18 protein-coding genes are annotated in these 25,482 nt (G+C 33.3%); 11 read left to right on the top strand and 7 right to left on the bottom strand.

Going from position 1 to position 25,482, the window contains the following annotated elements; translation table 11 throughout:
* Positions 1-381: 381 nt before the first annotated feature.
* The gene (locus GSY47_RS25990) at positions 382-1,980 is read right to left on the bottom strand and encodes a DUF6377 domain-containing protein (protein WP_179005376.1); all 1,599 of its coding nucleotides are present in this window, start codon (positions 1,978-1,980) and stop codon (positions 382-384) included.
* Positions 1,981-2,461: 481 nt separating this feature from the next.
* On the opposite strand from GSY47_RS25990, the gene GSY47_RS25985 reads away from it, so the two are divergent.
* From GSY47_RS25985 to GSY47_RS25960, 6 genes are all read left to right on the top strand, one after another.
* The gene (locus GSY47_RS25985) at positions 2,462-2,983 is read left to right on the top strand and encodes a DUF5004 domain-containing protein (protein WP_179005378.1); all 522 of its coding nucleotides are present in this window, start codon (positions 2,462-2,464) and stop codon (positions 2,981-2,983) included.
* A gap of 8 nt (positions 2,984-2,991) precedes the next feature.
* Entirely contained in the window at positions 2,992-4,074 is a 1,083-nt protein-coding gene (locus GSY47_RS25980; RefSeq protein WP_179005380.1) for a hypothetical protein, read from the top strand.
* A 119-nt stretch (positions 4,075-4,193) separates the two neighbouring features.
* Complete coding sequence (locus tag GSY47_RS25975) at positions 4,194-7,211, top strand: SusC/RagA family TonB-linked outer membrane protein (RefSeq protein ID WP_246611392.1); 3,018 nt, start codon at positions 4,194-4,196, stop codon at positions 7,209-7,211.
* A 28-nt stretch (positions 7,212-7,239) separates the two neighbouring features.
* Positions 7,240-8,742, top strand: coding sequence for a RagB/SusD family nutrient uptake outer membrane protein (locus GSY47_RS25970; protein WP_179005382.1), 1,503 nt, complete (start codon positions 7,240-7,242; stop codon positions 8,740-8,742).
* 263 nt (positions 8,743-9,005) lie between these two features.
* Positions 9,006-10,250, top strand: a complete 1,245-nt coding sequence (locus GSY47_RS25965) for a glycoside hydrolase family 71/99-like protein (RefSeq protein WP_179005384.1) — start codon at positions 9,006-9,008, stop codon at positions 10,248-10,250.
* Positions 10,251-10,275: 25 nt separating this feature from the next.
* Positions 10,276-12,294: a glycoside hydrolase family 97 protein gene (locus tag GSY47_RS25960; protein WP_179005386.1), complete on the top strand. Its 2,019-nt coding sequence runs from the start codon at positions 10,276-10,278 to the stop codon at positions 12,292-12,294.
* A 379-nt stretch (positions 12,295-12,673) separates the two neighbouring features.
* On the opposite strand, the gene GSY47_RS25955 is transcribed toward GSY47_RS25960, so the two are convergent.
* Positions 12,674-13,588, bottom strand: coding sequence for a hypothetical protein (locus tag GSY47_RS25955; RefSeq protein ID WP_179005388.1), 915 nt, complete (start codon positions 13,586-13,588; stop codon positions 12,674-12,676).
* 176 nt (positions 13,589-13,764) lie between these two features.
* On the opposite strand from GSY47_RS25955, the gene GSY47_RS25950 reads away from it, so the two are divergent.
* The 3 genes from GSY47_RS25950 (at position 13,765) to GSY47_RS25940 (ending at position 17,084) form a co-directional block, all read left to right on the top strand.
* Positions 13,765-14,241: a MarR family winged helix-turn-helix transcriptional regulator gene (locus GSY47_RS25950; protein ID WP_179005390.1), complete on the top strand. Its 477-nt coding sequence runs from the start codon at positions 13,765-13,767 to the stop codon at positions 14,239-14,241.
* 62 nt (positions 14,242-14,303) lie between these two features.
* Positions 14,304-15,722 carry an MATE family efflux transporter gene (locus GSY47_RS25945; protein ID WP_219071624.1) on the top strand — a complete coding sequence of 473 codons (1,419 nt, stop codon included), beginning with the start codon at positions 14,304-14,306 and terminating at the stop codon, positions 15,720-15,722.
* A 201-nt stretch (positions 15,723-15,923) separates the two neighbouring features.
* Positions 15,924-17,084: a hypothetical protein gene (locus GSY47_RS25940; RefSeq protein ID WP_179005394.1), complete on the top strand. Its 1,161-nt coding sequence runs from the start codon at positions 15,924-15,926 to the stop codon at positions 17,082-17,084.
* A 113-nt stretch (positions 17,085-17,197) separates the two neighbouring features.
* On the opposite strand, the gene GSY47_RS25935 is transcribed toward GSY47_RS25940, so the two are convergent.
* Positions 17,198-17,632, bottom strand: coding sequence for a DUF6526 family protein (locus GSY47_RS25935; RefSeq protein WP_179005396.1), 435 nt, complete (start codon positions 17,630-17,632; stop codon positions 17,198-17,200).
* Between the two features lie 296 nt (positions 17,633-17,928).
* Positions 17,929-18,414 carry a DNA-deoxyinosine glycosylase gene (locus tag GSY47_RS25930; RefSeq protein ID WP_179005399.1) on the bottom strand — a complete coding sequence of 162 codons (486 nt, stop codon included), beginning with the start codon at positions 18,412-18,414 and terminating at the stop codon, positions 17,929-17,931.
* A gap of 193 nt (positions 18,415-18,607) precedes the next feature.
* Here GSY47_RS25930 and GSY47_RS25925 point away from each other — a divergent pair, with 193 nt between their 5' ends.
* Together GSY47_RS25925 and GSY47_RS25920 are read left to right on the top strand one after the other, a co-directional pair.
* A complete protein-coding gene (locus GSY47_RS25925) occupies positions 18,608-19,633 on the top strand; it encodes a helix-turn-helix domain-containing protein (protein WP_179005401.1) in 1,026 nt (341 codons plus the stop codon).
* A gap of 205 nt (positions 19,634-19,838) precedes the next feature.
* A complete protein-coding gene (locus GSY47_RS25920) occupies positions 19,839-20,789 on the top strand; it encodes a bifunctional helix-turn-helix transcriptional regulator/GNAT family N-acetyltransferase (protein WP_179005403.1) in 951 nt (316 codons plus the stop codon).
* Between the two features lie 93 nt (positions 20,790-20,882).
* Here the strand turns inward: GSY47_RS25920 and GSY47_RS25915 are convergent, their stop codons facing one another.
* From GSY47_RS25915 to GSY47_RS25905, 3 genes are read right to left on the bottom strand one after another with little or no spacing between them, the layout of a single operon-like run.
* Positions 20,883-22,082, bottom strand: coding sequence for an NAD(P)/FAD-dependent oxidoreductase (locus GSY47_RS25915; RefSeq protein WP_179005405.1), 1,200 nt, complete (start codon positions 22,080-22,082; stop codon positions 20,883-20,885).
* Positions 22,079-22,591 carry a low affinity iron permease family protein gene (locus tag GSY47_RS25910; RefSeq protein ID WP_179005407.1) on the bottom strand — a complete coding sequence of 171 codons (513 nt, stop codon included), beginning with the start codon at positions 22,589-22,591 and terminating at the stop codon, positions 22,079-22,081. The genes GSY47_RS25915 and GSY47_RS25910 overlap by 4 nt, the downstream gene beginning before the upstream one ends.
* Complete coding sequence (locus tag GSY47_RS25905) at positions 22,591-25,416, bottom strand: AsmA family protein (RefSeq protein WP_179005409.1); 2,826 nt, start codon at positions 25,414-25,416, stop codon at positions 22,591-22,593. Before GSY47_RS25905 ends, GSY47_RS25910 begins: the two co-directional genes overlap by 1 nt.
* Between the last annotated feature and the right edge of the window lie 66 nt (positions 25,417-25,482).

Below are 25,482 nucleotides of genomic sequence, written 5' to 3'. Positions count from 1 at the left end.
TTATAAAAAAGATATTTGTTGTACAAAAGAGCTCCAGCGGAGCGAAATATTTTTTCAGCCACAAATTCACGAATTTTTATTTAAAATGATATGGAAATTTGTGTTCGATAATTATGCGAATTTATTGGAACAAGAAAATTTGTGAATTCGTGGCGGAAAAACTTAAGTCCCAGAGGGACGAAATATTTATAAAAAAGATATTTGTTGTACAAAAGAGCTCCAGCGGAGCGAAATATTTTTTCAGCCACGAATTCACGAATTTTTATTTAAAATGATACGGGAAATTTGTGCTGGATAATTACACGAATTGATTGAAAAAAAAATTCGTGAATTCGTGGCTAAAAAAAACTTAGAACCTTAGCATCTTAGTAGCTCAGAATCTTAAATCGTTTTAATCTCCATAATTTTCTGCTCGAAAGTATCCTTAAAATCAGATTTACTTTTGATTCTGGTTTTATAAGTATAAATTGTAGCCACAGAAAGTTCTAGGAATTCTGCCATTTGATTGCTGTCTTGAATTCCTAATCTATACAAAGCAAAAATGCGTAATTCAGTGTTCAGAAGTTCGCCTTTTTTGACAATGCATTTATGATCGTTTGGAAATAATTTATTGAATTCTGTTACAAATGTTGGGAATAATCTCAGGAAGATTTCATCAAACTGATGAAATAAGTTTTCTCTTTCTTCCTTTACATTATAACGCTTTAAACTGGCAATAACTTCATCTGTTTTTTTGGTAATAATCTTATGAAGTGTACTTTTCTGAATATGATCGATTTTATTAATAAAGGCTGAAGTTGCTTTAATAAAATAGGTAATATATTCTTCTTTAATGGCATTGGCTTCGCTTAAACTTACATTCATTTCCTGTAGTTTTAAATAAGACTCAGCCATAGTTTTTCGGGCTTTATTTTTCTCTTTCAATTGTTTGAAGATGATTCCCAGGAAAACAAAAATAATTACCGTTAAGATGGTCAGCAGAATAATGATTTTTTCCAGTTTATCATTTTTATCTTTGACATTGTTCAATTGTGCTTTTTCTATAATTGGAAGAATTGATGAAATCTCAATTTTTCTATGTCTGGCATTGTAAAAAGTCGCATCATCCATTGCGATGTTAATGTATTCATTGGCTTTGTCCAAATAACCCATTTTAAAAAGTTCATTGGCTAAATTTCTGAGCGCAACGGTTTCTTTTGTTGCATTTTTAACATCGGCAATAGCGGCAAGAGCCAAATATTGAATCGCCTTTTTGGTATAACCTCTCTCCGAATAAATATAACCGAGACTCGAAGTCGCAATTCCATAATAATCTGGAGGAAGATTGTAATTGTTAATCCAATAACTGAAAGCAAACTCGGCACCACGCCAGTCTTGCTGTTTAAGACGTTTAAGGCTTTCTGCAGCCCAATATTCATTTGTATTCGTACCGATTAATTCCAAAGCTTTTTTTAAGAAATGATTACCCTGTTGGACATAATGAATATTAAAACGCTGATCACGGTTGTAATCGGCTAAATCATAGTAAGCACGGGCTTTTATGTTGTAATATTCAAACTTGTTTTTGATATCTAGTTTAGTGTCATCAATTACATTCAAAGTATCAATTGCTTCTTTAAAAAGTCCAGAAGAAAGCAGTACAAAACCTTCCTTAATACGGCTTTTAGATAAAAACTTCGGGTCTTTTAAAATCTTGGCTTTGATTTTAGATTGTTCCAAATAATAATAAGCAGAGTCGTACTTAAAAGATTTGTATTCATCAAAAAGTGACATGTAACAATTGTAAAGCTCTTCATTATTCTGACTGAGCGTAAACTTAGATACATTTTTCTTTAAAGCTTCAATTTTTCGATATTTCTGTTTTAGATAGACATCTTTTTTCAAAAGTACCTGATCTAATTCTTCTAAATAAGGATTTGTCTCTTTCGCAGTCAGAGAAAAACCTCCAATAAAGAAAAGGAGTATCAATATTCTTTGCATGATTTGGTTTTGGTTTAGAGTAAATGGGTTGTTTGATATAGTTAGTTAATTCGTTTTTAAAATTAAAAATAAGTTTGAAATTAAAGGAAACCTAAAATCTCAGAATCTTGTAAATAGTTTAATAACATCGCTTTAGAAGGAGTTTTTTGAATCAAAAATAAGCTGTAAATGTTAAAAACGGATAAATTATTTGCAATTATACAATAAAAACTATTTATATATATGCATAGTGAAAAAATAATAGCAAATATTTCACATATTGTCATTTTAACCATTAAAAAACTACTGATTTTTATCTAAACAGCGTCTTGATTTTTTATTTGTAAAAATAATTATAAATTATTGATATTCAAATAATTAATGTTTTTATTCTTCTGATTTTATCTTGATTTTTCTCAGATATTTTTTTTAAGTTTTATTTAACTTCTAGCTTCGCTCTATCCTTTTGAAGGGGTAACAAACTAACAAAAACCAAAATTTTATGAAATGTAAAAGCTTTTATTGGTTAGCTCTTTTAATGTGTTTTTTTGCAATTAGCTGCGATAACACAGAAGATGGAAGCTACGTAGATCCAATTACCATTTATGAGAAAGTAAACGGCAATTGGCAATTAGCAAATTTGAAAATGGTCGATGAAACTGCGAAAGCAAATAAGATCGAACCGAGTGAAGAAAACTTGAGTACTTATTTCAACTACGAAGATTTTAAAATCAACTTTAGCGTAGATGAAAAAAACAGGCCGACAAGTTATGAAGTAACTGGAAACGTTCCGCCTTTATTCGCTCCAAAAGGCTACTGGGAACTAAGTTCAGATTTCCAACAAACAAATGACCGTGCAACAAAAATCTATCTGTACAGCGATGCACAAAAAACGCAGAAAACAGATGAACTTCGATTGATGTCTGTTCCAGGTAAAAATGAAGAAATGCAGCTTCAGTTAGTACGTTCTTCAGGTGGTAGTCCGTTTGTGTCTTACATCTTTAAATTAAATGCTATTAATTAAAAAGTAATATGAAAAAGTTTATATATACAATTTTACTTGCCTTGTTGATGGCTCCTAATTTTATTCAGGCGCAAGAAAATGCTGGAGCTGTAGGGCCAATGTCATCATTTCCTGTGGTTTACAAATATGATGAACAAGTTACTTGGTATTTTGATTTATCAGGAACTACGTTTGCAGAAACAGAAGATTTGTACATCTGGATCTGGTCTCCATCTGAACCGGATGCAGGAAACTGGGAACATTCTTCGAGTTTTGCAAAACTGAAATATGAAGGGAATAAGGTTTGGAGTTTTACTTTAACACCAACCGTTTATTTTTCTAAAACTCCAGCTGAAATTGCTGCGAGCGCTGGATTTTGGTTTCGTTTAAAAAACTTTAACGGATCGAAACAAAGTGATGTTGCGAATATGCCGTATACCGATTTTTCTTCTTTCTACACAGCAAATGAATTAATCAGATCGTATCCTTCAAAACCTTTGATTGATAAGCCAGTTAGTATTTTATTCAATTCTAATTTAAAAGATGGTTTTGCGGGTGTTCCAAGCGTCCATTTCCATAGTGGTTTGAACAATTGGGCAGTTTTACAGGAATATCAGGCTTGGCTTCCAGATGTATCTGAAAAAACAAAATTGAAAGATTTAGGAAATGGTTTTTATAGAATGGATTTAATTCCGCAGCAGTATTATAATCCGCCTGCTGGTTTTGTTATGGAAAACATCACTTTCTTGATGGTTGCAAAAGACTGGACAACAAATTCTGGTGACCAGATTATTTATGCAGGTGAATTTATTCCGCCGCCACCGCCAAGCTTCAGTTTTTTCCCATTGCAAATTAGTCAGAAAGATTTCTTGGGAATGTCCAGAAAAAATAACGAAGTGGGTGTAAACAAATTGCTTTACACAATCACGGCAGGAACAAAAACATTCTCAGGTGAGTTTTCTGGAGGAACTACGGAAATTAAAGGCTTTGTGAATTTAGTTTCAGAACTAAACGGCCTTCCGAATTTAAGCGAAATCCACGTTTTGGTAAAAGACAATAAAGACAAAACGATTTCAGATACTACAATTCCGCTTAAAACTTTAGACAAATAAATCACTATTAAATTAAAACACCAATTCTAATGAAATGAGCATAAATGAAAAGTTGGTCGTAAAACCAATAGTTGATATGCGAATTACATATGACAGATAAAAACAATAAATAGTTTCATATGAATAGTAAAAATACAAAAAGCGTCCTGCATCAAATGTGGACTGCTAAAGCAACGGTATTGATGATATTTATGCTTTTTCTTTCTGCTGGTTTATTTGCACAAGGAAAAAAACAAATATCAGGAACCGTTTACGACAATACTGGCAGCGTTTTGCCGGGAGCTTCTATCATTGAAGTAGGAACAAAAAACGGAACTACAACAGATTTTGATGGTAAATTTAGTCTTCAGGTAGCCGTAGGAGGTGCAATCGAAGTTTCTTTTATTGGATCTACAACTCAGAAAGTTCAAATTACTGCTAATACTTCCAATTATGATGTGCGTCTGCAGAATGACGGTTATGCGTTGGCAGAAGTACAAGTAGTTTCTGTAGGTTATGGTAAAGTAAAAAAATCAGATTTAACTGGAGCTATTTCAACTGTTGGCGCAGATGATTTAGTAAAAGGAACTATTTCTTCTACAGAACAGGTTTTACAGGGAAAAGTTGCCGGTTTGAATATCATTCGTCCTTCCGGTGATCCAGCAGCAGGTTCTACAATCCGTCTTCGTGGAGGAACTTCTTTAACAGCTAGCAATAGTCCATTAATTGTAGTTGATGGTATTGCAGGTGTAGATATCAACGTGGTACAGCCGGCAGATATTAAATCGGTTGACGTCTTGAAAGATGCTTCTGCAACAGCAATTTATGGTTCTAGAGGAGCAAATGGGGTAATCATGATTACAACTAAATCGGGAACAAAAGGGGTTTCTGTAACTTATAATGGTTTATCAAGCATTGGTTATGTAACAGACAATTTAGATCTTTTATCTGCAAACCAATGGAGAGGTTATGTTCGTCAGAGTGGAAATGCAGATGCGGTAGATTATGGTGGAAATACAAATTGGCAGAAAGCAATCGAGCAGACAGCGATTTCTCAATCTCATACTTTAAGTATTAACTCGGGTAAAGCAGACAGCGGTTTTAGAACTTCTATCGGATATTTGAATAATGAAGGTGTTATTAAAAAATCAGGTTTAGAAAGAATCAGCGGAAACGTTAGTGCTTATCAGTTTCTTGGAGACAACAAAGAGGTAAAATTTGATATGGGATTATTTGCAAACATCGACAAATGGCACCCAATTGATTACAGAATTTTTGAAAGAGCTTATAACTTAAATCCAACAATCCCGGTTTACAACGAAGATGGATCATTTTCTTCTGTAACAGGAAATATTTATCAAAACCCGGTTGAGATTTTAACCAACAGAACTTTTGATAATGAAAGACACAGACTTTTAGGTTATTTCAAAACAGATGTGAAATTCTTAAACGATTTTACAGCTACAGCTAATATTTCGTTAGAGCATAATGCAGTAAAAGGAGGAACATACAAACCATCTTATGCCGTTATGGAAGGTCAGACAGAAGGCGGTTTTGCGCAAAGAACTTATGCTGAATTTACTAACGCACAAGGCGAGCTTTATGTAAACTACAATAAAACAATTGATAAACACAATATTAGTGCTTTGGCAGGGTATTCTTATCTAGAAAATATTTATCAAGGTTTTGGAGCACAGAGAGGTGGTTTCGTAACAGATGCTTTCAGCTATAACAATTTAGGAGCTGGTTACAATTATCGTTTAGGAGATGTGTATTCATATAAAGGAAAATCAAATTTAGTTTCTTTTTATGCTCGTGCCAACTACGGTTACGATGGTAAATATTTATTGACAGCAACTGTAAGACGTGACGGATCAAGCCGTTTTGGAGAAAATAATAAATGGGGAACTTTTCCTTCTGCTTCTGCAGCGTGGAGAATTTCTAACGAAGGATTTATGGAATCTTCAAAAGGTTGGTTAGACAACTTAAAATTGAGAGTAGGTTACGGAGTTACAGGTAATCAAGATGGAATTGGAGAGTACAAATCGCTTTCTATTTTAGGAGTTGGAAATGATAGTTACTATGATCCAGTTACTAAAACATGGAGTTTGGCTTATTCGCCAAAACAAAACCCAAATCCTGATTTGAAATGGGAATCTACACAGCAAATTAACGTTGGTTTTGATTTCGGTCTTTTCAACAGAATTACGGGATCTTTCGAATATTATTCAAAAACAACAAAAGATCTATTGTACACTTATGAAGTGCCTCAGCCTCCTTATTTAGTGGGAACTATGCTAGCTAACGTAGGAGAAATGTCGAACAAAGGAGTGGAATTGACTTTAAATGCAGACATCATTAAAGGAGAGAAGTTCAACTGGAATGCTAATTTGACTTTAGGACATAACGTTCAGAAAATCGAAAAACTTTCGAATCCAACTTATAAAACAGATGTAATCTACAGCGGTTCTTTACACGGTTTAGCAGGTATGTCTGGACAATATTCTCAGATTATTGCTGAAGGATATCCAGTTGGAACTTTCTGGGGATTCAGAAATGCAGGTTTAGATGCAGATGGTAAAATACAATATTACAATGCTGCAGGACAGGTTGTACAAGAAAGTGCTTTGGTTGATGCTGATAAAACAGACTTAGGAAATATCCAGCCAGATTTAACTTTAGGTCTTGCTATGAATTTTACTTATGGAAATTTTGATCTTGGAATTTCAGGATATGGAATGTTTGGACAAAAAGCTTTAAATGCAACTAACATGATGTTAAATGACCCTAATAGATTACCATCATTTAACGTTCCTGACGATTTCTTAAACAGCGGTATTACTTCTGCTCCAAAATATTCTGATTATTGGATCGAAGATGCTTCTTTCTTTAGAATTCAAACCTTATCACTTGGCTATACTTTGCCATTGAAATACAAAAAATCTAAAATGAGATTCTATGTAATGGGAGAAAACCTTTTTGTATTTACAAGCTACAAAGGTGTAGATCCAGAGATTGGGTTAAACGCTCAGGACGGAATTAATCAAACTGGAGTTATGGATCAAACTGGATTGGCTGCTCCTGGAATTGATAGATATAATAATTATCCTCGACCAACAACCATTTCTGTTGGACTAAATTTTACGCTGAATAATTAAGCGAATTGATAACCATAAAATATTAAAAATGAAAATCAAAATAACAGCAGCAATACTTTTAAGCATGCTTTTTACGGTATCATGTACTGATTTGAACGAACAGTTGTATGATCAGGTAGAAGATGGTGAGTTCGGGAATACAACTAAGGAAATTGATGCGCTGGTAGGTGGAGCTTATTCTTCGTTAAGAGGATTCTCTGATGCCATCTCAAATAACTTTCCAACCTGTGAATATGTTTTCTTTTTGAATGAAGTTGTTTCAGATGAAGCGACAATTCCAACAAGAGGAACCAACTGGTATGATGGCGGGCAGTATCAAGATGCACAAAAACATACTTGGAAAGCAGATAATAGAATGATCCTTTCGGCTTGGCGCTACAATTACACAGGAATTGCTAAGATCAATGCGATTATTTATCAAATCAATAAGTCGTCTTTATCTGATAAAGCTAAAGAACCCATTTTTGCAGAACTAAAAGCGCTTAGAGCTTATTACTACTACAATCTTTTAGATTTATTCGGAAATGTGCCAATTGTAACCAATTTTGAAGATACAGATCTGCCTTCGAATTCAACTAGAAAACAAGTTTATGATTTTGTTGAAAAAGAATTAACAGATGCTATTCCGCATTTAAACCCAAATGTGGTGTATTCTAAATTGACTAGAAATGTTGCCTATTCAATTTTAGCGAGATTATATCTTAATTCTGAAGCATTCATTGGCGTAGCGCGCTGGCAGGATTGTTTAGACGCATGCCAGAAAGTGACGGGCTATAGTTTAACACCAGATTTCTTTGCCAATTTCGTAACCGAAAATCAGACTTCATCAGAGATTATTTTTGCTATTCCTTATGATTCAAAAGCGGGTACAGTTGGAAACTACATGAATTCTATGTCTGCTCATTACAATCAAAAATTAGCGATTTCGCCAATAGGAAACTATCCGTGGAGTGCAAACGGAATGTGCGCACAGCCAGGAGTTTATTCCGCTTTTGCAGATACAGATAAGAGAAAAAAATGTATGCTCGAAGGAGATCAGATCAATTTAGCAACGGGTTCTGTAATTATGATGGATAATGGAGAACCGCTTACTTACACTGAGAACCTTAGAAGTTTAGAAGATGCTAAAGAAAATGAAGGAGTTCGTTTGGCTAAATATGAAATGAAAGCAGGAGAACAATGGGAACGTGATCACGATTTTGTATTAATTCGTTATTCTGAAATTTTAATGATGCAGGCAGAATGTTATGTGCGTTTAGGTTCGCCAGATTTAGCAAGACCATTTGTACAGCAAGTGACTGCGCGTGCAGGAGAAGAAATGCCGGCAACAATTGATTTAGCTTTTATTGATCAAGAATTGCTGAAAGAATTCACTTTTGAAGGAAGAAGAAGAACAGACAATATTCGTTTTGGAACATTCTTCCTGCCTTGGTGGTCAAAAGGTGCAACGGAGAAATACAGAGCGATTTTCCCAATTCCAAGCACTGTCTTAACAACAAACAAAAACCTGAAACAAAATCCTGGGTATTAGGTTTATGAATGTCAGTCTTCCATGTTGGTTAGTCGTGGAAGGCTGACATGTTTTTAAATAGTGTCATTTAAATAGATTAGGCAGTGTTTAAAAAATATTTAACACATAGAAACATAGATTTTTATGTGTAAAAGAAGCAAGAAAGAAACTAGTTTCCACACATAGCTATGTGAATTTATGTGAGTGAAACGCCTTTTTATGAGTTCTAAAAGCTATGTTTCTATGTGTTTAAATTATTAAGTATTATAAAAGAGTACATCAGTATGAAAAGATATATCACATCATTGGTTTTTGGTTTAATGAACATTGTGATGGTTGCCGGATGCAGCAGCGATGACAAAGGTTCAGATAAGCCAACAGAACCAGAAAAAACTGCACCTGTTGCGATTGAGAAAACCAACAGCACCAAAATTTATATGCACTACATGCCGTGGTTTGAAACCAACGAAAGCAGTGCCGATAAAAAATGGGGATATCATTGGACAATGGCCAACAAAAATCCGAACAACGTAGGAGCAAATGGCCGTAGAGAAATTGCATCTTATTATTATCCGCTGATTGGGCCCTATCATTCAGGCGATAAAAATGTGATTGAAAATCATTTATTACTGATGAAATATTCAGGAATTGATGGTATTCTGATCGATTGGTACGGCACTTATGATGTAAACGATTACCGAATGGTGAAAGAAAATACAGAGCAGCTAATTGAGATGCTGGATAAAGTAGGTTTAGAATATGCTATTGTTTACGAGGACCGATTTTTAACTAATGTTGTCAACGCTGGAAAAGCAATTTCGGTAACCAGTGCGGCAAAAACAGATTTAGCTTATGTTCAAAATAATTATTTTACTGATGCTAATTATATCAAAATTAATGGGAAACCTCTTTTGATGAATTTTGGTCCAATCGTTTTGCAGACTGCTGCCGAATGGACAAATGTGTTTGGAACATTAACTACAAAACCAACATTTTTAACGCTTTGGGATCATTCAGCAAAAGCAGGGGATAATGCTGCCGGAGAATATGCTTGGGTATACAAAGACAATACTTTCTTGACTAATTTTTACACTAATACAAAACCAAAATTAGGTATTGCAATGGGAAGTGCCTATCCTGGTTTTAAAGATTTTTATGCAGCAGGTGGAGGCGGAGCAGCAATTGGATGGACAATAGAACATAACAACGGAGCAACACTTGATGAAACATTGACTTTAGCAAAAAATGCGAATATCAATTATCTGCAGCTGATTACGTGGAATGATTTCGGAGAAGGTACAATGTTCGAACCAACAGTTGAATTTGGATATTCTTATATCGAAAAAATAAAAGCTTTTGCCGGAGTAAAAAGCACAGAAAATGTTTTTACCGATATCAGCAAATTGTATGATTTACGCGTACAGAAAAAAGGAAATGTCGATGCCCAGAAAAAACTCGATCAAGCGTTTAATTATTTTGTTTCGATGCAGTCTGCTAAAGCAAAACAGATAATGAGCGAAATTAAATAAAGCTGTAATTAATACAATTTACATAATGAAAAACAATAAATATAGATACTGTATAGTCGCGCTGGCATCCATGTTGCTTTTTGCCTGCAGTACTAAAAAAACGTATAAAATCAGTTCTCCTGAAAAAATCTCTGAACTTACCTTTGAATTAACTCCTTCTGGACAGCCACAGTATAGTTTTTCGTCTAACGGAAAATCGGTTATTGAGCCTTCTCTTCTTGGATTTGAATTTCAAGGATTGCCAAAAATGACCGATGGTTTTGAAGTAGTTTCAACAGAAGAAAAAGCAGCAGATGAAACTTGGGAACAGCCTTGGGGCGAATTCAAAAAAGTAAGGGATCATCATAACGAATTAATTGTTCACTTAAAAGAAGCAAAAGGCGAAGAGCGTTTGGTGGATATTATTTTCAGAGTTTTTGATGATGGTTTAGGTTTTCGATATGAATTTCCAAAACAGCCTAATTTAGGAAAAGTCAAAATCTCAAATGAGGTAACACAATTTACTTTTAAAGACAATAATGAAGTTTGGTGGATTCCGGTTCACCGCGAAAACAGTTATTACGAAAGTGAATACCGTAAAACGTTAATGAGTAAAACGGATACGATTAATACGCCTGCCACTTTTGAAACCAAAGACAAATTGTATGTAGCGATTCATGAAGCGAATCTTACTGATTTTGCTTCAATGACACTTTTAAAAACATCTGATAAACAATACAAAAGTGATTTAGTGCCATGGGCTGATGGTGTAAAAGTTTATGCTGAAACGCCTTTTAAAACACCTTGGAGAACAATTGTGGTAGGAAAAAATCCGGGAGAAGTAGCCACTTCAACAATTATGCTGAACTTGAACGAGCCTTCGAAAATTGAAGATTTATCTTGGATAACACCATCAAAATATATTGGAATCTGGTGGGGAATGCATTTAGAAAAGTACACTTGGGGGCAAGGGCCAAAACATGGTGCAACAACCAAGAATACTAAAGAATACATTGACTTTGCTGCAAAAAATGGTTTTGACGGCGTTTTAGTAGAAGGCTGGAATGAAGGCTGGGACGGTGACTGGACTGCTGATGGTTCTGCATTTAGTTTTGTAAAAGCTTATCCCGATTTTAATTTGGAAGAAATCACGAAATATGCTGCCGTGAAAAATGTTCGTTTGATCGGCCATCATGAAACTGCTGGAGCAACCAAAAATTATGAGAATCAATTGGAAGATGCTTTCAAATTGTATCAGAAAATGGGAGTGAATTCGGTTAAAACGGGTTATGTAAACAAATATTTGGACAAAAAAGAATGGCACGACAGCCAATACGGAGCGCGTCATTACAGAAAAGTAATCGAAACGGCTGCGAAATATCACATTATGATTGACAATCACGAACCTATGAAAGGAACGGGATTACAACGTACTTATCCAAATTTCATGTCGCAAGAAGGAGGTAGAGGACAAGAATATAATGCATGGTCTGTAGATGGGGGAAATACACCAGAGCATTTAACGACTTTACCTTTTACGAGAATGCTTTCAGGGCCTTTTGATTATACTCCAGGGAATTTCAATTTTGATTACAAAACACCATCAGGAGCAAAAGTACAAACGACTTTGGCAAATCAATTGGCATTATATGTTATTATTTTCAGTCCGTTGCAGATGGCTTCAGATTTACCTGAAAATTATGAGGGTAAACCAGAATTTCAGTTTGTAAAAGAAGTTCCTTGTACTTGGTCAGATACCAAAGTTTTAGATTCTAAAATTGGAGAATATACTACAATTGCGCGTAAAGACTGGGACGAGAAAAACTGGTATTTAGGTTCTATTACCAATAGAAATGCACGTGATTTAAAAGTAGCTTTATCATTCTTAGATCCAAACAAAGAATACGAAGCAGAAATCTATTCAGATGGACCAGGTGCCAATTATAAAACCAATCCATATCCGGTTACAATCTCTAAACAAAAAGTAAACAATAAAACCGTGTTAAACATTAAGTTGGCTGCTGGTGGAGGAACAGCAATAAAATTCTCTCCAATCGAGAAATAAGTTTTTTCAGTTTCTAAGATGCTAAGTTTCTAAGATACTGAGTTTTTTGAGTTAAGTAGTTTAAGTTTGGTAATAAACCCGATAGCAGTGCAGTTGTCGGGTTTGTTTTTTATTGTTTCAGGTTTTGTTGGGGCGGGTATTTTTTAACGCAAAGAGCGCAAAGGTTATTTTTTGCTAAGTGTTATGCTTTGAGAATATTAAGTTCGCAAAGCTATATCAACACAAAGCTTTGAGAACTTTATGTTGGTAAACATATTCCTAAAAAAAAACTTTGCGACCTTTGCGTAAATCTTTGCATGCTTTGCGGTAAAAAAAAATATACTCAAAGTATAGAAACCTTAGAATCTCAGTATCTCAGAAACTTAGCAACTTAAAAAAATCAATGTTTATAAAGCTTCACATGATTCCCAAAGCTATAAGTTGCTGTTAAAGTAGGACCATTATAACCCCATTTAAAGAAACCATTTAGCCTTTCTTTTTCCATATCAACTCTTACGTTTAATCCAGTATAACCAGCAGTCAGACTGAAATTTTGATAAACATTATACAAAACAGATAAATTATAACTCAACAATCTTCCGTCAAAATCATTGATTTTAATGGCAAAATAATTGAAGTTTGCATAAAGGCCAACCTTTCTTCCTAAGACAAATTCTCCCCAAATTCCAATATCAGGAAGCGGAGCTGTAAAGCCAAAACTATCTTTATATTCTAAATTTGCTGTTGCGCCCGCCAGTCCAATTCCAACATCGGTAAACATTACGTGTGCTCCAATAAGAGCACCAATTTCATATTTTGGTTTTGATATAAATGCATAACTGTAAGTTATTCTTCCGATATGATTGTCCATGAAGGCATAAACTGTAGCATCTATAGGATAAACATGATCTCTAAATTCAATTTCTTTCTGAAGAGTTTTAGTAGAATTTCTGCTTAAATAATAATATTCTGCACCAAGTCTTGATCTTCGGGAAATTCTCCATTCAAAAGCTCCAAAAAATGAAGTCGTACTTTTGTTAAAACCAAGGTCTTTTTCAAAATCAATTAAATTTCCAAATTGACCATTATTACTTCCGACTTTTACTTCCGTATTATTAACAGGGAAAAAAGCACCAGCTGTTACTTTAAATCTTCTCGCATGCCACGGAAGATCATCAGCATAATTGTCCTGAAAATTTTCACTATCAGTTTTGACAGTCATTAAGTTTTCAATTGAAGTGTTTTCTGCAAACGTCTGAGCTTTTAGCGGAATCCAGAAAAATGTCATTACCAAAAAAATAAATAAATGTTTCATCAGAGTAGTTTTTAAATTTTTTATTAGGCAATTTTTAACATTTAAAGTTAGTGAAAATATTCTTTCATTTTGGTTTTTGAGTTGGATAATTTATATTGAACTGTTTGGTTATCAATGATGTATATTTTTTGATTTAAAATTAGTTGACATGTCACTCTTTTTCCTAAATTTGCATCATGGAAAAAACACAGACCAATAAAGAGAATTTTTCAAATTTTTGGAAAGAGGAAATATCAGATAGTTTCTTTTTTCAGATTCATCGAATTAAACGAGCAATTTTCAGGCGTACGAATGCGTTAATGACTGAAGCTGGAATTACTTTGCAATTAGAACAATTACCACTTTTAATGATTTTAAATCAAAATAGCCTTTCACAGCGAGAATTGTCAGATAAAACGATGCGTGATAAATCTTCTATTTTAAGAAGTATAAATGCTCTTGAAAAGAAGAATTTAGTTGAGGTTGTAAAAGATAAAACCGATAAACGAAAGAATATCGTAAGTCTTACGAATGAAGGAAGTACTTTGGCAAAAAACATTCGTTCTCTTATGAAAAGGGCAGAAGAAGAAGTAATGTCTGTATTTACTCCAAAAGAAAGAATAGAAGCTCTAAATGCAGTGAGGTTTTACGCAGACAAATTAGAAACGCTTTAATTTTTTTTAAACTTTAAAAGTTGATATGTCAACTTATTTTAAATAATTATTTTAATTAGAAAATGAAAAAAAACGAATTATTAGAAGGACCAATTCTTTCTTCATTATTAAAACTGGCAGTTCCAATTATGATTGCCAATCTTTTGCAGGCTGCTTATCAATTGGTAGATGCTTTTTGGGTTGGACGTTTGGGCGGTGATGCTGTAGCAGCTGTTTCTGTTAGTACGCCGGTAATCTTTTTGACGATTGCTTTAGGAACTGGATTAGCCATTGCAGGATCAATTTTAATAGCGCAATATTTTGGCGCAGGAAATCAGGAAATGGTCAATCATGTGGCGGCGCAGACTTTATCTATGGTTATCATTGTTTCTGTTGTCTTGTCTATTATTGGATATATTCTGAGCCCATACTTTTTATATCTTTTGAAAGTTGAGCCTCAAGTCTATATCGATGCTTTAGGATTTATGAGAGTAGCGTTTGTAGGTTTGGTTTTTAGTTTTGGGTTTATGATTTTCCAATCAATTATGCGCGGAGTCGGACGTGTAACACTGCCTGTTTATATTGTTTTAGGAACAGTGATTTTGAACTTTGCACTAGATCCGTTGTTTATTTATGGATGGAACTTTATTCCGGCAATGGGCGTAAAAGGCGCAGCATTAGCCACTTTATCGACCCAACTTTTGGCAATTATTATCGGTTTTGCGATTTTGTTTAGAGGGAAACACGGAATCCATCTTCGCATTCAGGATTTTAAACCAGATTGGGATCATATAAAAAGAGCTTTCCAGATTGGATTTCCTTCTTCTATCGAACAATCTATGCGTGCTTTAGGAATGATGGCGATTACGTTTTTAATTGTACGTTTTGGTACTACAACTGTAGCGTCTTACGGTGCAGGTTCTAATTTAATTCAGTTGATTTTAATTCCAGCTTTAGGACTTTCAATGGCAATTGCCACTTTGGTTGGGCAAAATATTGGCGCTGGAAATGTAGACCGTGCGGCCGAAATTTCAAAATTAGGGGCTTATCTAGGTTTCGGATTATTGACAGGATTAGGAATTATAGCTTTCATTTTTGCGCCTTATTTAATTGCTTTTTTCGTTCCAAGAGATCAAGCCGTTATCGAAGGAGGAACAGAGTTGCTAAGAATTACTTGCCTTTCATGGGGATTTTTAGGTTTACAGCTTTGTCTAACAGGCGTTTTCCGCGCTGTTGGAAATACCAAACTTCCTATGATTTTGACTTTGGTTTCACAATGGGTAATTCAGTTTCCTTTAGCATTTATTTTGTCCCATAATACTCCTTTAGGAAAACACGGAATTTGGTGGGCTTTCCCAATTGCTTCGGTTGTAACCGCTTTAATAACTATTGTAATGTATGTGAAAGGCGATTGGAAAAAAGAAAAACTAACAGGAAAAACCAATAAACTAATCGATAAAGTAGAACGAGAAATAGTGGAAGAAGGTTTTGAGGTTAAATAAGATGCTAAGGTCATAAGACACAAAGACACAAGGATACAAAGAAACAAAGTGACAAAGGTTTTGTAGAGACGCACAGCAGTGCGTCTTTTTTTTTGAGGGTTTAAAAAAAAACTTTGTCACTTTGTTTCTTGGCTACTTTGTCACTTTTCAAAAAAAAACTTAGTATCTTAGAATCTCAGAACCTTAGAAGCTTTAAAAAAAATGACTCAAAACTTAAAACGTTATTTCGTAAAATCTTTACTTGTATTAGCCTTCATTCATTTAGTTTATTTTTTATACGGTTATTTTACTTTTGAAGGAATAGCAAATATTGATATTTATACAGAGTTTTACCGCTTTAAATTTTATGATGACGTTTCCATTTCGCACTTTTTTGTGAGTGGATTATTTTTACTTTTCTTTCTGATTTTTTTAGTGAAAAATCATTCGAGGGAAAGTTATAAAACAGGAAGTTTGTTTCAAATTGCAGGTTGTTTATTGCTGATTTCTTTTTTAACATTTTCATTTTTTATCAGTTATAGTTTTGGGATGAATGCCAAATTGAAAACAGAACTTTCTGAAAATGATTTTAATAAGGATAAGAGACTGCTGAATGTTCTCAATCCGTTTTTGTATGGATTCACTTCTTACAGTTCTGATAAATTATTTAATTATGAGAACATTTTATACCCAAAACCTTATCCCGTAATTAAACAGGAAGATACAATTGTTCCAGGCGAATATCCGATAATTGAAACCAATTATTATAGTGTTGATACAATCAAGGTCTTAACAAACACTTTTGATAAAACAACTAATAAAGCAGATAGTATTCTAGATATTCTTGGTTTTGATAAAGAAGAATTATACAAAAGAATTATCTCAAAAAAAGTGATTAATGATAGTACAGAAATCATTTTTAAGAGCGTTCAGGTACATCCAGAACATGATGATGATATTTGTATCTTTTTGCAGAACAAATCTTTGTTTAAACCAATAAAGGGAGATTCTGTTTATAAACAGCAATATCAGTTGGCTAAAGATCGCTATAAGTTATTGTATCAATCCAAAAAAGATTCTTTGACTTATGAATTTAAGAAATTGGATACGTTGTTTAGAAAATACAAAATTGAGACGAGTATAGTTCCAAAAGTATTAACACAAGACGTTTATCGTTATAGAGATAATCATGACGATCCAATAAGCGGCATCCAAAATATTTTTGATAGAAAGGCTTTGACAGAAAAGTTTACGATTTTAGAAAGACTCTTTTACGAACCTAATTATCTGCATCCTAATATTATTGGAATATATTTTATGGTAATTGTTTCCGTTTGGTTTTTACTGTTTTTGATTTATTTGCCTTTCAATAAGAAGAAGTAAAATTCAATATCAATTTCAGTAAACAATATCAATAAGAATAAAAATGTCAATTTTAAAAGGAAACATTAGGCATTCCTATTGATTTTTGCCATTGATTTTAGTCATTGAAATTGCTAAACTCGGTGATAATCTGCTTTCCAATGTACGATGGATTTTTTTATTGCATCACCGCTTAAACTATTTTTTAAGGCATCTTCGACAAGTGGAATCAATTCATTGTCTGGAGCAAATCTTAAAGCAAATATTTGATCGTCAGTTAATTTATATTCAAATTCTTCAAATCTTCTGCCTGTTAAAGTAAAATAACGATAACGCATTTCCAAACGCACAATTCGATTTTGCAGTGTTAAAGCATAATGCTGACGCAGCATATAAGCGACTGCAAAAAGGAAAATAAAGGCTATACTTATAAACGACCAAATTAAATGATCTTCGGTTGTAATAGCAAAATAAATACTGCTAATTAAAAATATAATTAAGATAGGATAATATATAAAATGGTGTGGTTTGTAAAACCGTATATGATTGTAATAAGTCTGAATCTTCATGTTTTTTCTTCTAAAGGTACTCTAAAAAACAAAGCTGCTCTATAAAATTATAGAGCAGCCTTTTCCCAAAAATAAACTAACATAACCAATGTTCTCTTTATAGTATAAACTTTTTACAGTTTTCTAAATAATTTTAGTAAGAATAAAGTCTTTCCTCTTCGTTAATCAAATCTTCACTAGGACTTGTTTTTCTTTTTGTAAAATTACTTCAACAGCAACTGTAATTTGTTATATTTTAATCGGAAAAAGTTACATGATTCCAATATCTGGATTTAAATTCTATAAATAACGTCTCTTTAAAGTAGTGATTTTATGACTTCCCATTCATGTAATTTATCTTGAAAAGCCTTGCCAGCATTGGCTGGACTAGTAGAGGGAAGAGTGATTTGTTTGTATTCTTTCTTTAAATGGACATATTTCTTAAAAAAGGCCGCTGCTTTTTGTCCATTAAAAATTATAACATTAATTGTTGGATGATTTTCTAGAAAATTTTCAAAATCATTGGCAATTTCGTTTTTGATAGCGCTGTCCAAACTGCCTACACGATCACAAAATTGTAAGACATCCCAAAGGGCAATATTTTTTTTGATTAATAATTCTTTTCTAGTTTCATAATCGTATGAAAATTCTTCTTCGAGAATTGAGAATAGAAATTTCCAAAAATTGTTTTGATTGTGTCCATAGTATTGATTGAGTTCTAAAGATTTTGTTCCAGGCATCGTACCTAAAATTAAGATTTTAGATTTTTTTGAACTTATTGGGGCAAAAGAAAAACTTTTCATATTGTATAAACCGATGTTTGTTGATTTATGTTAAAATAAGCATTAATAAGGAATTATAAAACAAAACCAGAAAATTATATAACATTTTTGGTCTGTGATTGGGCGAACTTTGACATTCAGATTTTTAGAAATACTAATAAGGTAGTTCGTTTTAAAGTTTGTTTTGCAGATGTAGAATTTAAATCCCATCGTCATGAAAATTATTACTATAAATACAGAGAAAACTCAGAATATATTTGATGAACTTCAAGCTAATTTTGGAGGCAAGGTTGCTTTTGATTTAGACGAATACTCATTGGAAGTCGAAAACAGTTTTGCAGAAGGTTCTATTGTTGGAGCTTCCTTTAATGATAATATTTCTTATGTGCAGTTTGATATGACATTTTCAGCAGATGTTCGATTGGATATCCTTAATGTAAAGTCTTCGCCTATTTATTTTGCCTATTGCTCTAAAGGAAATTTATCACATAGTTTCGGATTGAATGGAGAGGAACGAAAATTAAAAACGTTTCAAACGGCTATTGTTACTTCGAAACAGAATCAGGATAATGTTTTATATTTTGAAAAAGGAAAGAAAACCAAACTGACTTTAATTATTGTTGGAACTCAAACTGATGCAGTAACCCAAGCTCATTCCTTAAATCAACAGGTAAAGGATACTTTTTTTGAAAATAATCTAGTGCAGGATTTCTTTTATATTGGTTCTTATAATTTACAAATCGCCGAAAAAATCGAGCAACTTAATTCGATTACACAAAGCGGAATTGTTAGAAATTTATTAAAAGAAGGGATTATGAGAATTATTCTAGCAATGGAAATTCAACAGCATTCAGACGATTTACATGCTTTCGCAAATGAATCGAATGGATTGACTTTAAGAGAAATGGAAGAAATAAAAGAACTTTCGGAATTTATAAAAACAAGTCCAGAAGAGGCTTTTTCAATAAAATCATTGAGCAAAAAATCAGGTTTATCTCCAAACAAACTTCAAGAAGGATTTAAAATGATTCATAATCGTACAGTCAACGATTATATTACACATATGCGCGTATTAAAAGCAGAAATCTTAATCAGAACTTCTGATTTAAATATTTCTGAAATCGTGTATTGTATCGGTTTTACGAGCAGAAGTTATTTCTCAAAAATCTTCAAACAAAAATTCAACTGCAGTCCAAAAGAGTATAAGTTTAATTTGAATTCGTTGGCTATAACGGCGTAAACGCCTAAGCTACTAAGGTTTTAAGTTTTTTGAATTGGAATACTATCTAAATAATTAAATATAAAGTCGTTAGCTCTTAAGCATGATATATAAACGCTGAGGTTCTAAGAATTTTAAGTTAAAAAACTTAGAATCTTAGAACCTCAGTTGCTTAGTATTTAAAAAAAATTATACATTTGCATAACTGGTTATATAATTAATTATTATGGAATTTTTTGATAAAGTAGGTAAAGCGGCTCTAGGAAGTCGTTTACGATTAATGACAGCAGCTATAACAGATGATGCTTCTAAAATTTATGAATTGTACGGTGTTGATTTTGTGCCGAAATGGTTTCCTGTTTTTTATGTTTTGACCGAAGATAGAGAATTAACAATTACTGAAATTGCAAATGAAATTGGTCATTCACAGCCTTCTGTCAGCAAAATTATTCAAGAAATGACGAATGCTGGAATAGTAGAAGAAAGTTTAAAAACAGATGATAAAAGAAGAAATAATGTCGTTTTGACTGCAAAAGGACTTTCTCTTTCTAAAACGATTCAGCAACAGTTAAAAGATATTGATGTTGCTATTGATGGTTTAATTTCAGAATCAAAACACAATCTTTGGGCGGCACTGGAAGAATGGGAGCATTTATTAGGTCAAAAGTCAATGTTTAAAAGAGTGAGCGATCAGAAAAAACTTCGTGAAAGCAAAGATGTAGAAATTGTAGAATATGAGCCGAAATATAAAGAAGCCTTTAGAACATTAAATGTAGAATGGATTTCTAAATATTTTGAAATGGAAGAATCTGATTATAAAGCATTAGATAATCCTGAAGAATATATTTTGAAAAAAGGTGGAAAAATCTTGGTTGCTTTATATGAAAATGAACCCGTAGGCGTCTGCGCTCTTATAAAAATGCAAAACTCTGAATATGATTTTGAAATGGCTAAAATGGCTGTTTCGCCAAAAGCACAGGGAAAAAGTATTGGCTGGCTTTTAGGAAAGGCAATTACCGATAAAGCTAAAGAACTTGGTGCCAAGAAAATTTACTTAGAAAGCAATACCATTCTAAAACCTGCAATAAACCTATATTATAAACTTGGTTTTGAGAAAGTTTTTGGATTGGAAACGCCATATAAGAGATGCAATATTCAGATGGAGTTAGTTCTTTAAAAAGAGATTCAAAGTGACAAAGTGACAAAGGCTTTCCACACATAGTTAAAACCTTTGTCACTTTGTTACTCTGGGCCTTTGTATCTATAAAAGTTACCTTCCAAACTTATAATACTCTAAATCTGTATTTTTTTTATTGTGGAGAGAATCCAGAATAGAATTCATTCCAATAACGCTGAACGTAATTCCGTTGCCTCCAAATCCCAAAATGTAATGTTCATTTCGTCTTGGATTTGGTTTTCCGAAATAGGGAAGTCCGTCTTTGGTTTCTCCAAAAGTTCCTGCCCAGGAATAATCAATTTTAAAATCAAGATCTGGAAAACGCTTAAAAAACTGCTTTAGAAGATACTGTTCTTTTTTAGGCAATAATTTATCTCGTTTTCTAGCATCTTTAAAATCTTCGTCGCCACCGCCTATAATAATTCTATTGTCTTCAGTAGTTCTGATGTAATGATAGGGCGATGCTGTATCCCAGAATATAGCATGTTTAAAATGTTCCGGAAGATCAGGCTGACTTTCAGAAGCAATGACATAGGTGCTTTTTAAATCAACTACTTTTTCATTTAATGTTTCCGTGCTCTCATAACCTGTACAGTGTATAATATGAGAGGCTGTTATTGTATTTTTAGAATCAGTATGCGCGATAATTTTTCCTTTTTGATGCTGGATTGCAGTTATGTTTGTACGGTCATAAATCTGCATTCCTTTTTGATGACAGTGATATAAAAGATCGTTTGCTAGTTTAAAAGGATCCATTACAGCAGCTGTTTTAGATTCGATGCCTGCAATGGCGTTTAAACCCATTTTTTGAAGTTCAAATCGACTCAGCCAGCTGATTTCAAATCCATGCTGCTTTCGTGCTTTATATTCATTTTTTAAAAAAGGAACATCTTTTTTTAAGGTGGTAAAATAGATGCTTTTTTTAAACTCAAAATCGCAGTCGCAGCCAATATTATCAATAATATTGCGAAGGTCAAAAATAGCTTTTTTTCCGTTTTGATAACTGTCTACAGCACATTTGGCGCCTCGAAGTTTAATAAGCTGATGTAAAGGGACATCAATTTCATACTGCAGCAATGCGGTGCTTCCAGAGGTACTTCCTCCGCAAACGTCTCGTCGGTCTACCAGTATAATTCTTTTTCCTTCGTTGACCAGTTTATAAGCGGTCAGCGCTCCAGTAATTCCTCCGCCAATAATTAGAATATCGGTAGTGAGATCCGTATGTATGGAGGGATAACTGTGCTTCATGGCATTTTTTAGAGGCCAATAAGTTTCGGTTGAACTTAATTTCATTTTTTGGTGTTGTTTTTGGTGGGACTTTTGGTAGTTTTTTTATTTATAGGTTTATTATTTTTCTGTTGCTTACGATTATGAAGTTCATGAGCTTCGGCTATAGAATGAGAAGTTTTAATACTTTCATCTTTTTTGGCTAATTCACTTAAACGATGGTAATATTTCTGGATGATGATCATTTCCTCTTCGGTCATACTTTCAATATCAACCAAACTATTACTGGATAATTCATTTGATGCAACGAGTTCATTTAATTTTAACTGAATGGCAAGTGAATCTTTATTTTGGGCTTTCTGAATTAAGAAGACCATCAAGAAAGTAATAATGGTTGTTCCCGTATTAATGACTAACTGCCAAGTTTCTGAATAATCGAAAATAGGCCCTGAAACTGCCCAAGCTACAACAATAATAAAGGCACTTATGAAAGCCGTTGTGCTTCCTGCAGCTTTAGAAACTTTTGTAGCAAACTTTTCGAATGCACTATTATTATGTTGTGATTTCGATTTCATTATGATTTTGCTTTGGGTTTACTTACTTTTTCTTTTCGAATTACTTTATTGTTTTTTTCATCATAAACTGCAGGATCAATTTCTTGTCCCGTTTTGCTGAAAATTTTGATTTTTGGAGCTTCGTGTGTTCCAGTAATTACAATTGGAAATCCGATAATCCCCCAAAGAGGAAGACCAAGACGCATTCTAAGATCCAAAAGTCCGTCAAAGCTTGTAGTTCCTTTTATAGTAGGTTTAAAACTGGCTACGGTAAAGGTAAATGGCTCAATATTAATTAGGTTTTTATCTATTGTTGATTTGACTTCAATTCCTTTCATATCAGGATTATTCAAACCATTTTGTCCTGTTTTAGAGCTAATTCCGTCAAATAATTTTAGGCCTTTAATTTTTACATCGCGTAGATTCAAAGTACCGCCACCTTGCAGAGATTCATAAATTGGGCTCATATTTCCGTCTAAGTCGCCTTTAATTTTATAGTCGACAGAAACGATTCCGTGGGCTTTTTCGGCTGCAGTAACCATCTCATGAAACATCGGAATTTCTTTGTATGCTCTCTGTACATCAAAATCTTTTGCCGTAAAGTGTGCGTCAAAATGTGCTGCTGTAGGCGATTCGTCTTTATAAGATGCATTAATTCCTAAAATACAATCAATGATATTAAAGGTAGTGTTTTCTAAGTAAAATCCTTCTTTTTTTACGCCTATTTTTCCAGATAATTTGTTGAAAATAAGTCCGTTGTATTCGATTTTATCTGCATTTGCCGTTAAAGAGACATTTAAATTTTTCGGAACCATAACAACACCGCTCATTTTTGGATGATCTTCTTTTGCATATTCAATTTCAGTCTTTTGATCTTTATTTTCTCCTTCTTCAAGCGCCATAAATTCATCCACATTGATCAGTTTTGATTTTAAGTTGAAATTACCGCTTAAAGTTCCGTTAGATTCTAAAAAGTAATTGATCGTATTTAGAAGATAACCGTTAATATCAAAATCAGATTTTCCGTAAGAAGCATTAAATTTCTCAAACCACATTTTCTCATTCTGAAAACGGAAATTTCCCTGTTTGATGAAAAAAGCTTTCGGAAATAATTCAGAAGTTGCTTTTATATTTTTAAGAATCAAAGTTCCTTTGTTGTCCAGTTTATCATATTGTCCAGTTGTGGCATAACTTTGTTTTCCTTTAAGTGAAAGATCGGCTTTGGCATAACCCGTTAGATCCAATCCTTTTTGAGAGAAAACCTGATAAATTCTACCCACATTCAATTCGCCTTTAATTTTAGCATTATAAGCCAAATCATTAAAATCTGATAGCGTTGCATTTACATAAACTGGATTTCCTTCAAAAGTGAAAGAAGCAGGAGCAACCGCCACAATTAAATCCTGAAAAGTTCCTGCTTTATTGAGCATATTGGCCACAAAAGTTATATTGGTAATTGGGTTTGGATAATATTCGGTTTTTAGCCAGCCATTTCGAAGCGAGATGCCGCCAATAGTTTTAGGGAATAATTTTTTAGAAGCGCTAAAAGTGCCTCGTGCCTGAATATCAGTTTTTAAAATTCCTTTTAAATCAATACTGCTTAAACCTAAAGCAGCATCAACAACAGCTAAGTCCAAAGAACCTTTTACACTGGCATTAATATCCATTTCACTTAAACCTTTACTGTGCAGATAAGCATTGAAATAATCTTTTTCGCCTACTTTAAATTTTAATGTTCGAAGATTTACCAATAATTGTTCGGTATCCAAAGAAGGAAGTATAGCATTCAGATCCATCTGAAAATCTTTTAAAGGAACAGGTGCATTTTTGTAATTAACTGAACCTTCATTAATTTTAAGATTGAAAGCTAAATTTGGTTTTTGTTTTTTCGAAACATTATAATCTCCTTTAAAAGTCAGTATTAAATCACTTCTTCCTGAAATTTCTGTTTTCTCCAGCCAAGTTAAATACTCAGGAGGCATTACAGACAATAAATCTTTGACAGTTGTATTCTCTGAAGCTGCTTTAATATTAATTTTATATCCTTCTCTTAAAATAGTAAACAATCCTGTAAATTTTAAAGGCAGTTTATTAATGTGCAATTCGTTTTTCTGAAGAATAAACGAAAGGGCATGTGTATTAATTCGGGTAATTAAATCAGCTTGAACTTTTTTCTTTCTTAGATAACCTGTTCGATCATAAAAGAAATCAAGTTCATCAATTTTGGCATCTGTCGCCAAATCAAAAATATCTTCGCTTAAATTTCCTTTTCCAACGTAATTAAATCCTTTAGCATCAACTAAGATTTTAGCCGAACGATCATTGTATTTTACATGACAGTTTTTTAAATCGATTCTTTCTAATCTTATTGCAGTTCCTTCTTCAGGAGCATTTGGATCTTCTTTTTCATCTTTTCGGTCTTCTGGCGCAACATAAATATTGTAATTGGCTTGACCTTTTTCGTTTACCATTACATTAATTAAGGCATCAGAAACATAGAGTTTATTGATCTTGACTTCATTGTCAAAAATCAAACGTTTTAAATTGATTCCGAAAGCAACTTCATCAGCTTTCAATAAAGTATCATTGCTGAAAGGTTTAGAACCCGTCAAAGACAAATTATCTAAAGAAACAGTGAGCGATGGGAAGTGAGTAAAAAACGAAAGCTTAGATTTGGTAAAATCCAGCTTGGTATCCAATCGTTCGTTAGCAATTTTCTTTACTTCCGAAGCAATTTTACCAGGAAACAACATCGGAATTATAAATAGCAAAAACAAGATTACCGCAATTGTAATTCCGGTAATCTTTAAAACTTTTAAGGCGGTATGTTTAAATGAAGTAGGCATGTATTGTAAGTTTTTGCTGTTTAAAACAGCTGATTAAAAATAGAAGATTTTTGTCAGAATTTTAAA

This window comes from Flavobacterium quisquiliarum (assembly GCF_019308285.1).
In the GTDB taxonomy this organism is placed as follows: domain Bacteria; phylum Bacteroidota; class Bacteroidia; order Flavobacteriales; family Flavobacteriaceae; genus Flavobacterium; species Flavobacterium quisquiliarum.
Note: the sequence above shows the minus strand (reverse complement) of the source record. Positions and strands in the feature narration are given on the sequence as shown.

Coding starts and splice junctions, on each gene's coding strand:
- GSY47_RS25990 (WP_179005376.1), bottom strand. CDS start 1,980: ATGCAAAGAATATTGATACTCCTTTTCTTTATTGGAGGTTTTTCTCTG.
- GSY47_RS25985 (WP_179005378.1), top strand. CDS start 2,462: ATGAAATGTAAAAGCTTTTATTGGTTAGCTCTTTTAATGTGTTTTTTT.
- GSY47_RS25980 (WP_179005380.1), top strand. CDS start 2,992: ATGAAAAAGTTTATATATACAATTTTACTTGCCTTGTTGATGGCTCCT.
- GSY47_RS25975 (WP_246611392.1), top strand. CDS start 4,194: ATGAATAGTAAAAATACAAAAAGCGTCCTGCATCAAATGTGGACTGCT.
- GSY47_RS25970 (WP_179005382.1), top strand. CDS start 7,240: ATGAAAATCAAAATAACAGCAGCAATACTTTTAAGCATGCTTTTTACG.
- GSY47_RS25965 (WP_179005384.1), top strand. CDS start 9,006: ATGAAAAGATATATCACATCATTGGTTTTTGGTTTAATGAACATTGTG.
- GSY47_RS25960 (WP_179005386.1), top strand. CDS start 10,276: ATGAAAAACAATAAATATAGATACTGTATAGTCGCGCTGGCATCCATG.
- GSY47_RS25955 (WP_179005388.1), bottom strand. CDS start 13,588: ATGAAACATTTATTTATTTTTTTGGTAATGACATTTTTCTGGATTCCG.
- GSY47_RS25950 (WP_179005390.1), top strand. CDS start 13,765: ATGGAAAAAACACAGACCAATAAAGAGAATTTTTCAAATTTTTGGAAA.
- GSY47_RS25945 (WP_219071624.1), top strand. CDS start 14,304: ATGAAAAAAAACGAATTATTAGAAGGACCAATTCTTTCTTCATTATTA.
- GSY47_RS25940 (WP_179005394.1), top strand. CDS start 15,924: ATGACTCAAAACTTAAAACGTTATTTCGTAAAATCTTTACTTGTATTA.
- GSY47_RS25935 (WP_179005396.1), bottom strand. CDS start 17,632: ATGAAGATTCAGACTTATTACAATCATATACGGTTTTACAAACCACAC.
- GSY47_RS25930 (WP_179005399.1), bottom strand. CDS start 18,414: ATGAAAAGTTTTTCTTTTGCCCCAATAAGTTCAAAAAAATCTAAAATC.
- GSY47_RS25925 (WP_179005401.1), top strand. CDS start 18,608: ATGAAAATTATTACTATAAATACAGAGAAAACTCAGAATATATTTGAT.
- GSY47_RS25920 (WP_179005403.1), top strand. CDS start 19,839: ATGGAATTTTTTGATAAAGTAGGTAAAGCGGCTCTAGGAAGTCGTTTA.
- GSY47_RS25915 (WP_179005405.1), bottom strand. CDS start 22,082: ATGAAATTAAGTTCAACCGAAACTTATTGGCCTCTAAAAAATGCCATG.
- GSY47_RS25910 (WP_179005407.1), bottom strand. CDS start 22,591: ATGAAATCGAAATCACAACATAATAATAGTGCATTCGAAAAGTTTGCT.
- GSY47_RS25905 (WP_179005409.1), bottom strand. CDS start 25,416: ATGCCTACTTCATTTAAACATACCGCCTTAAAAGTTTTAAAGATTACC.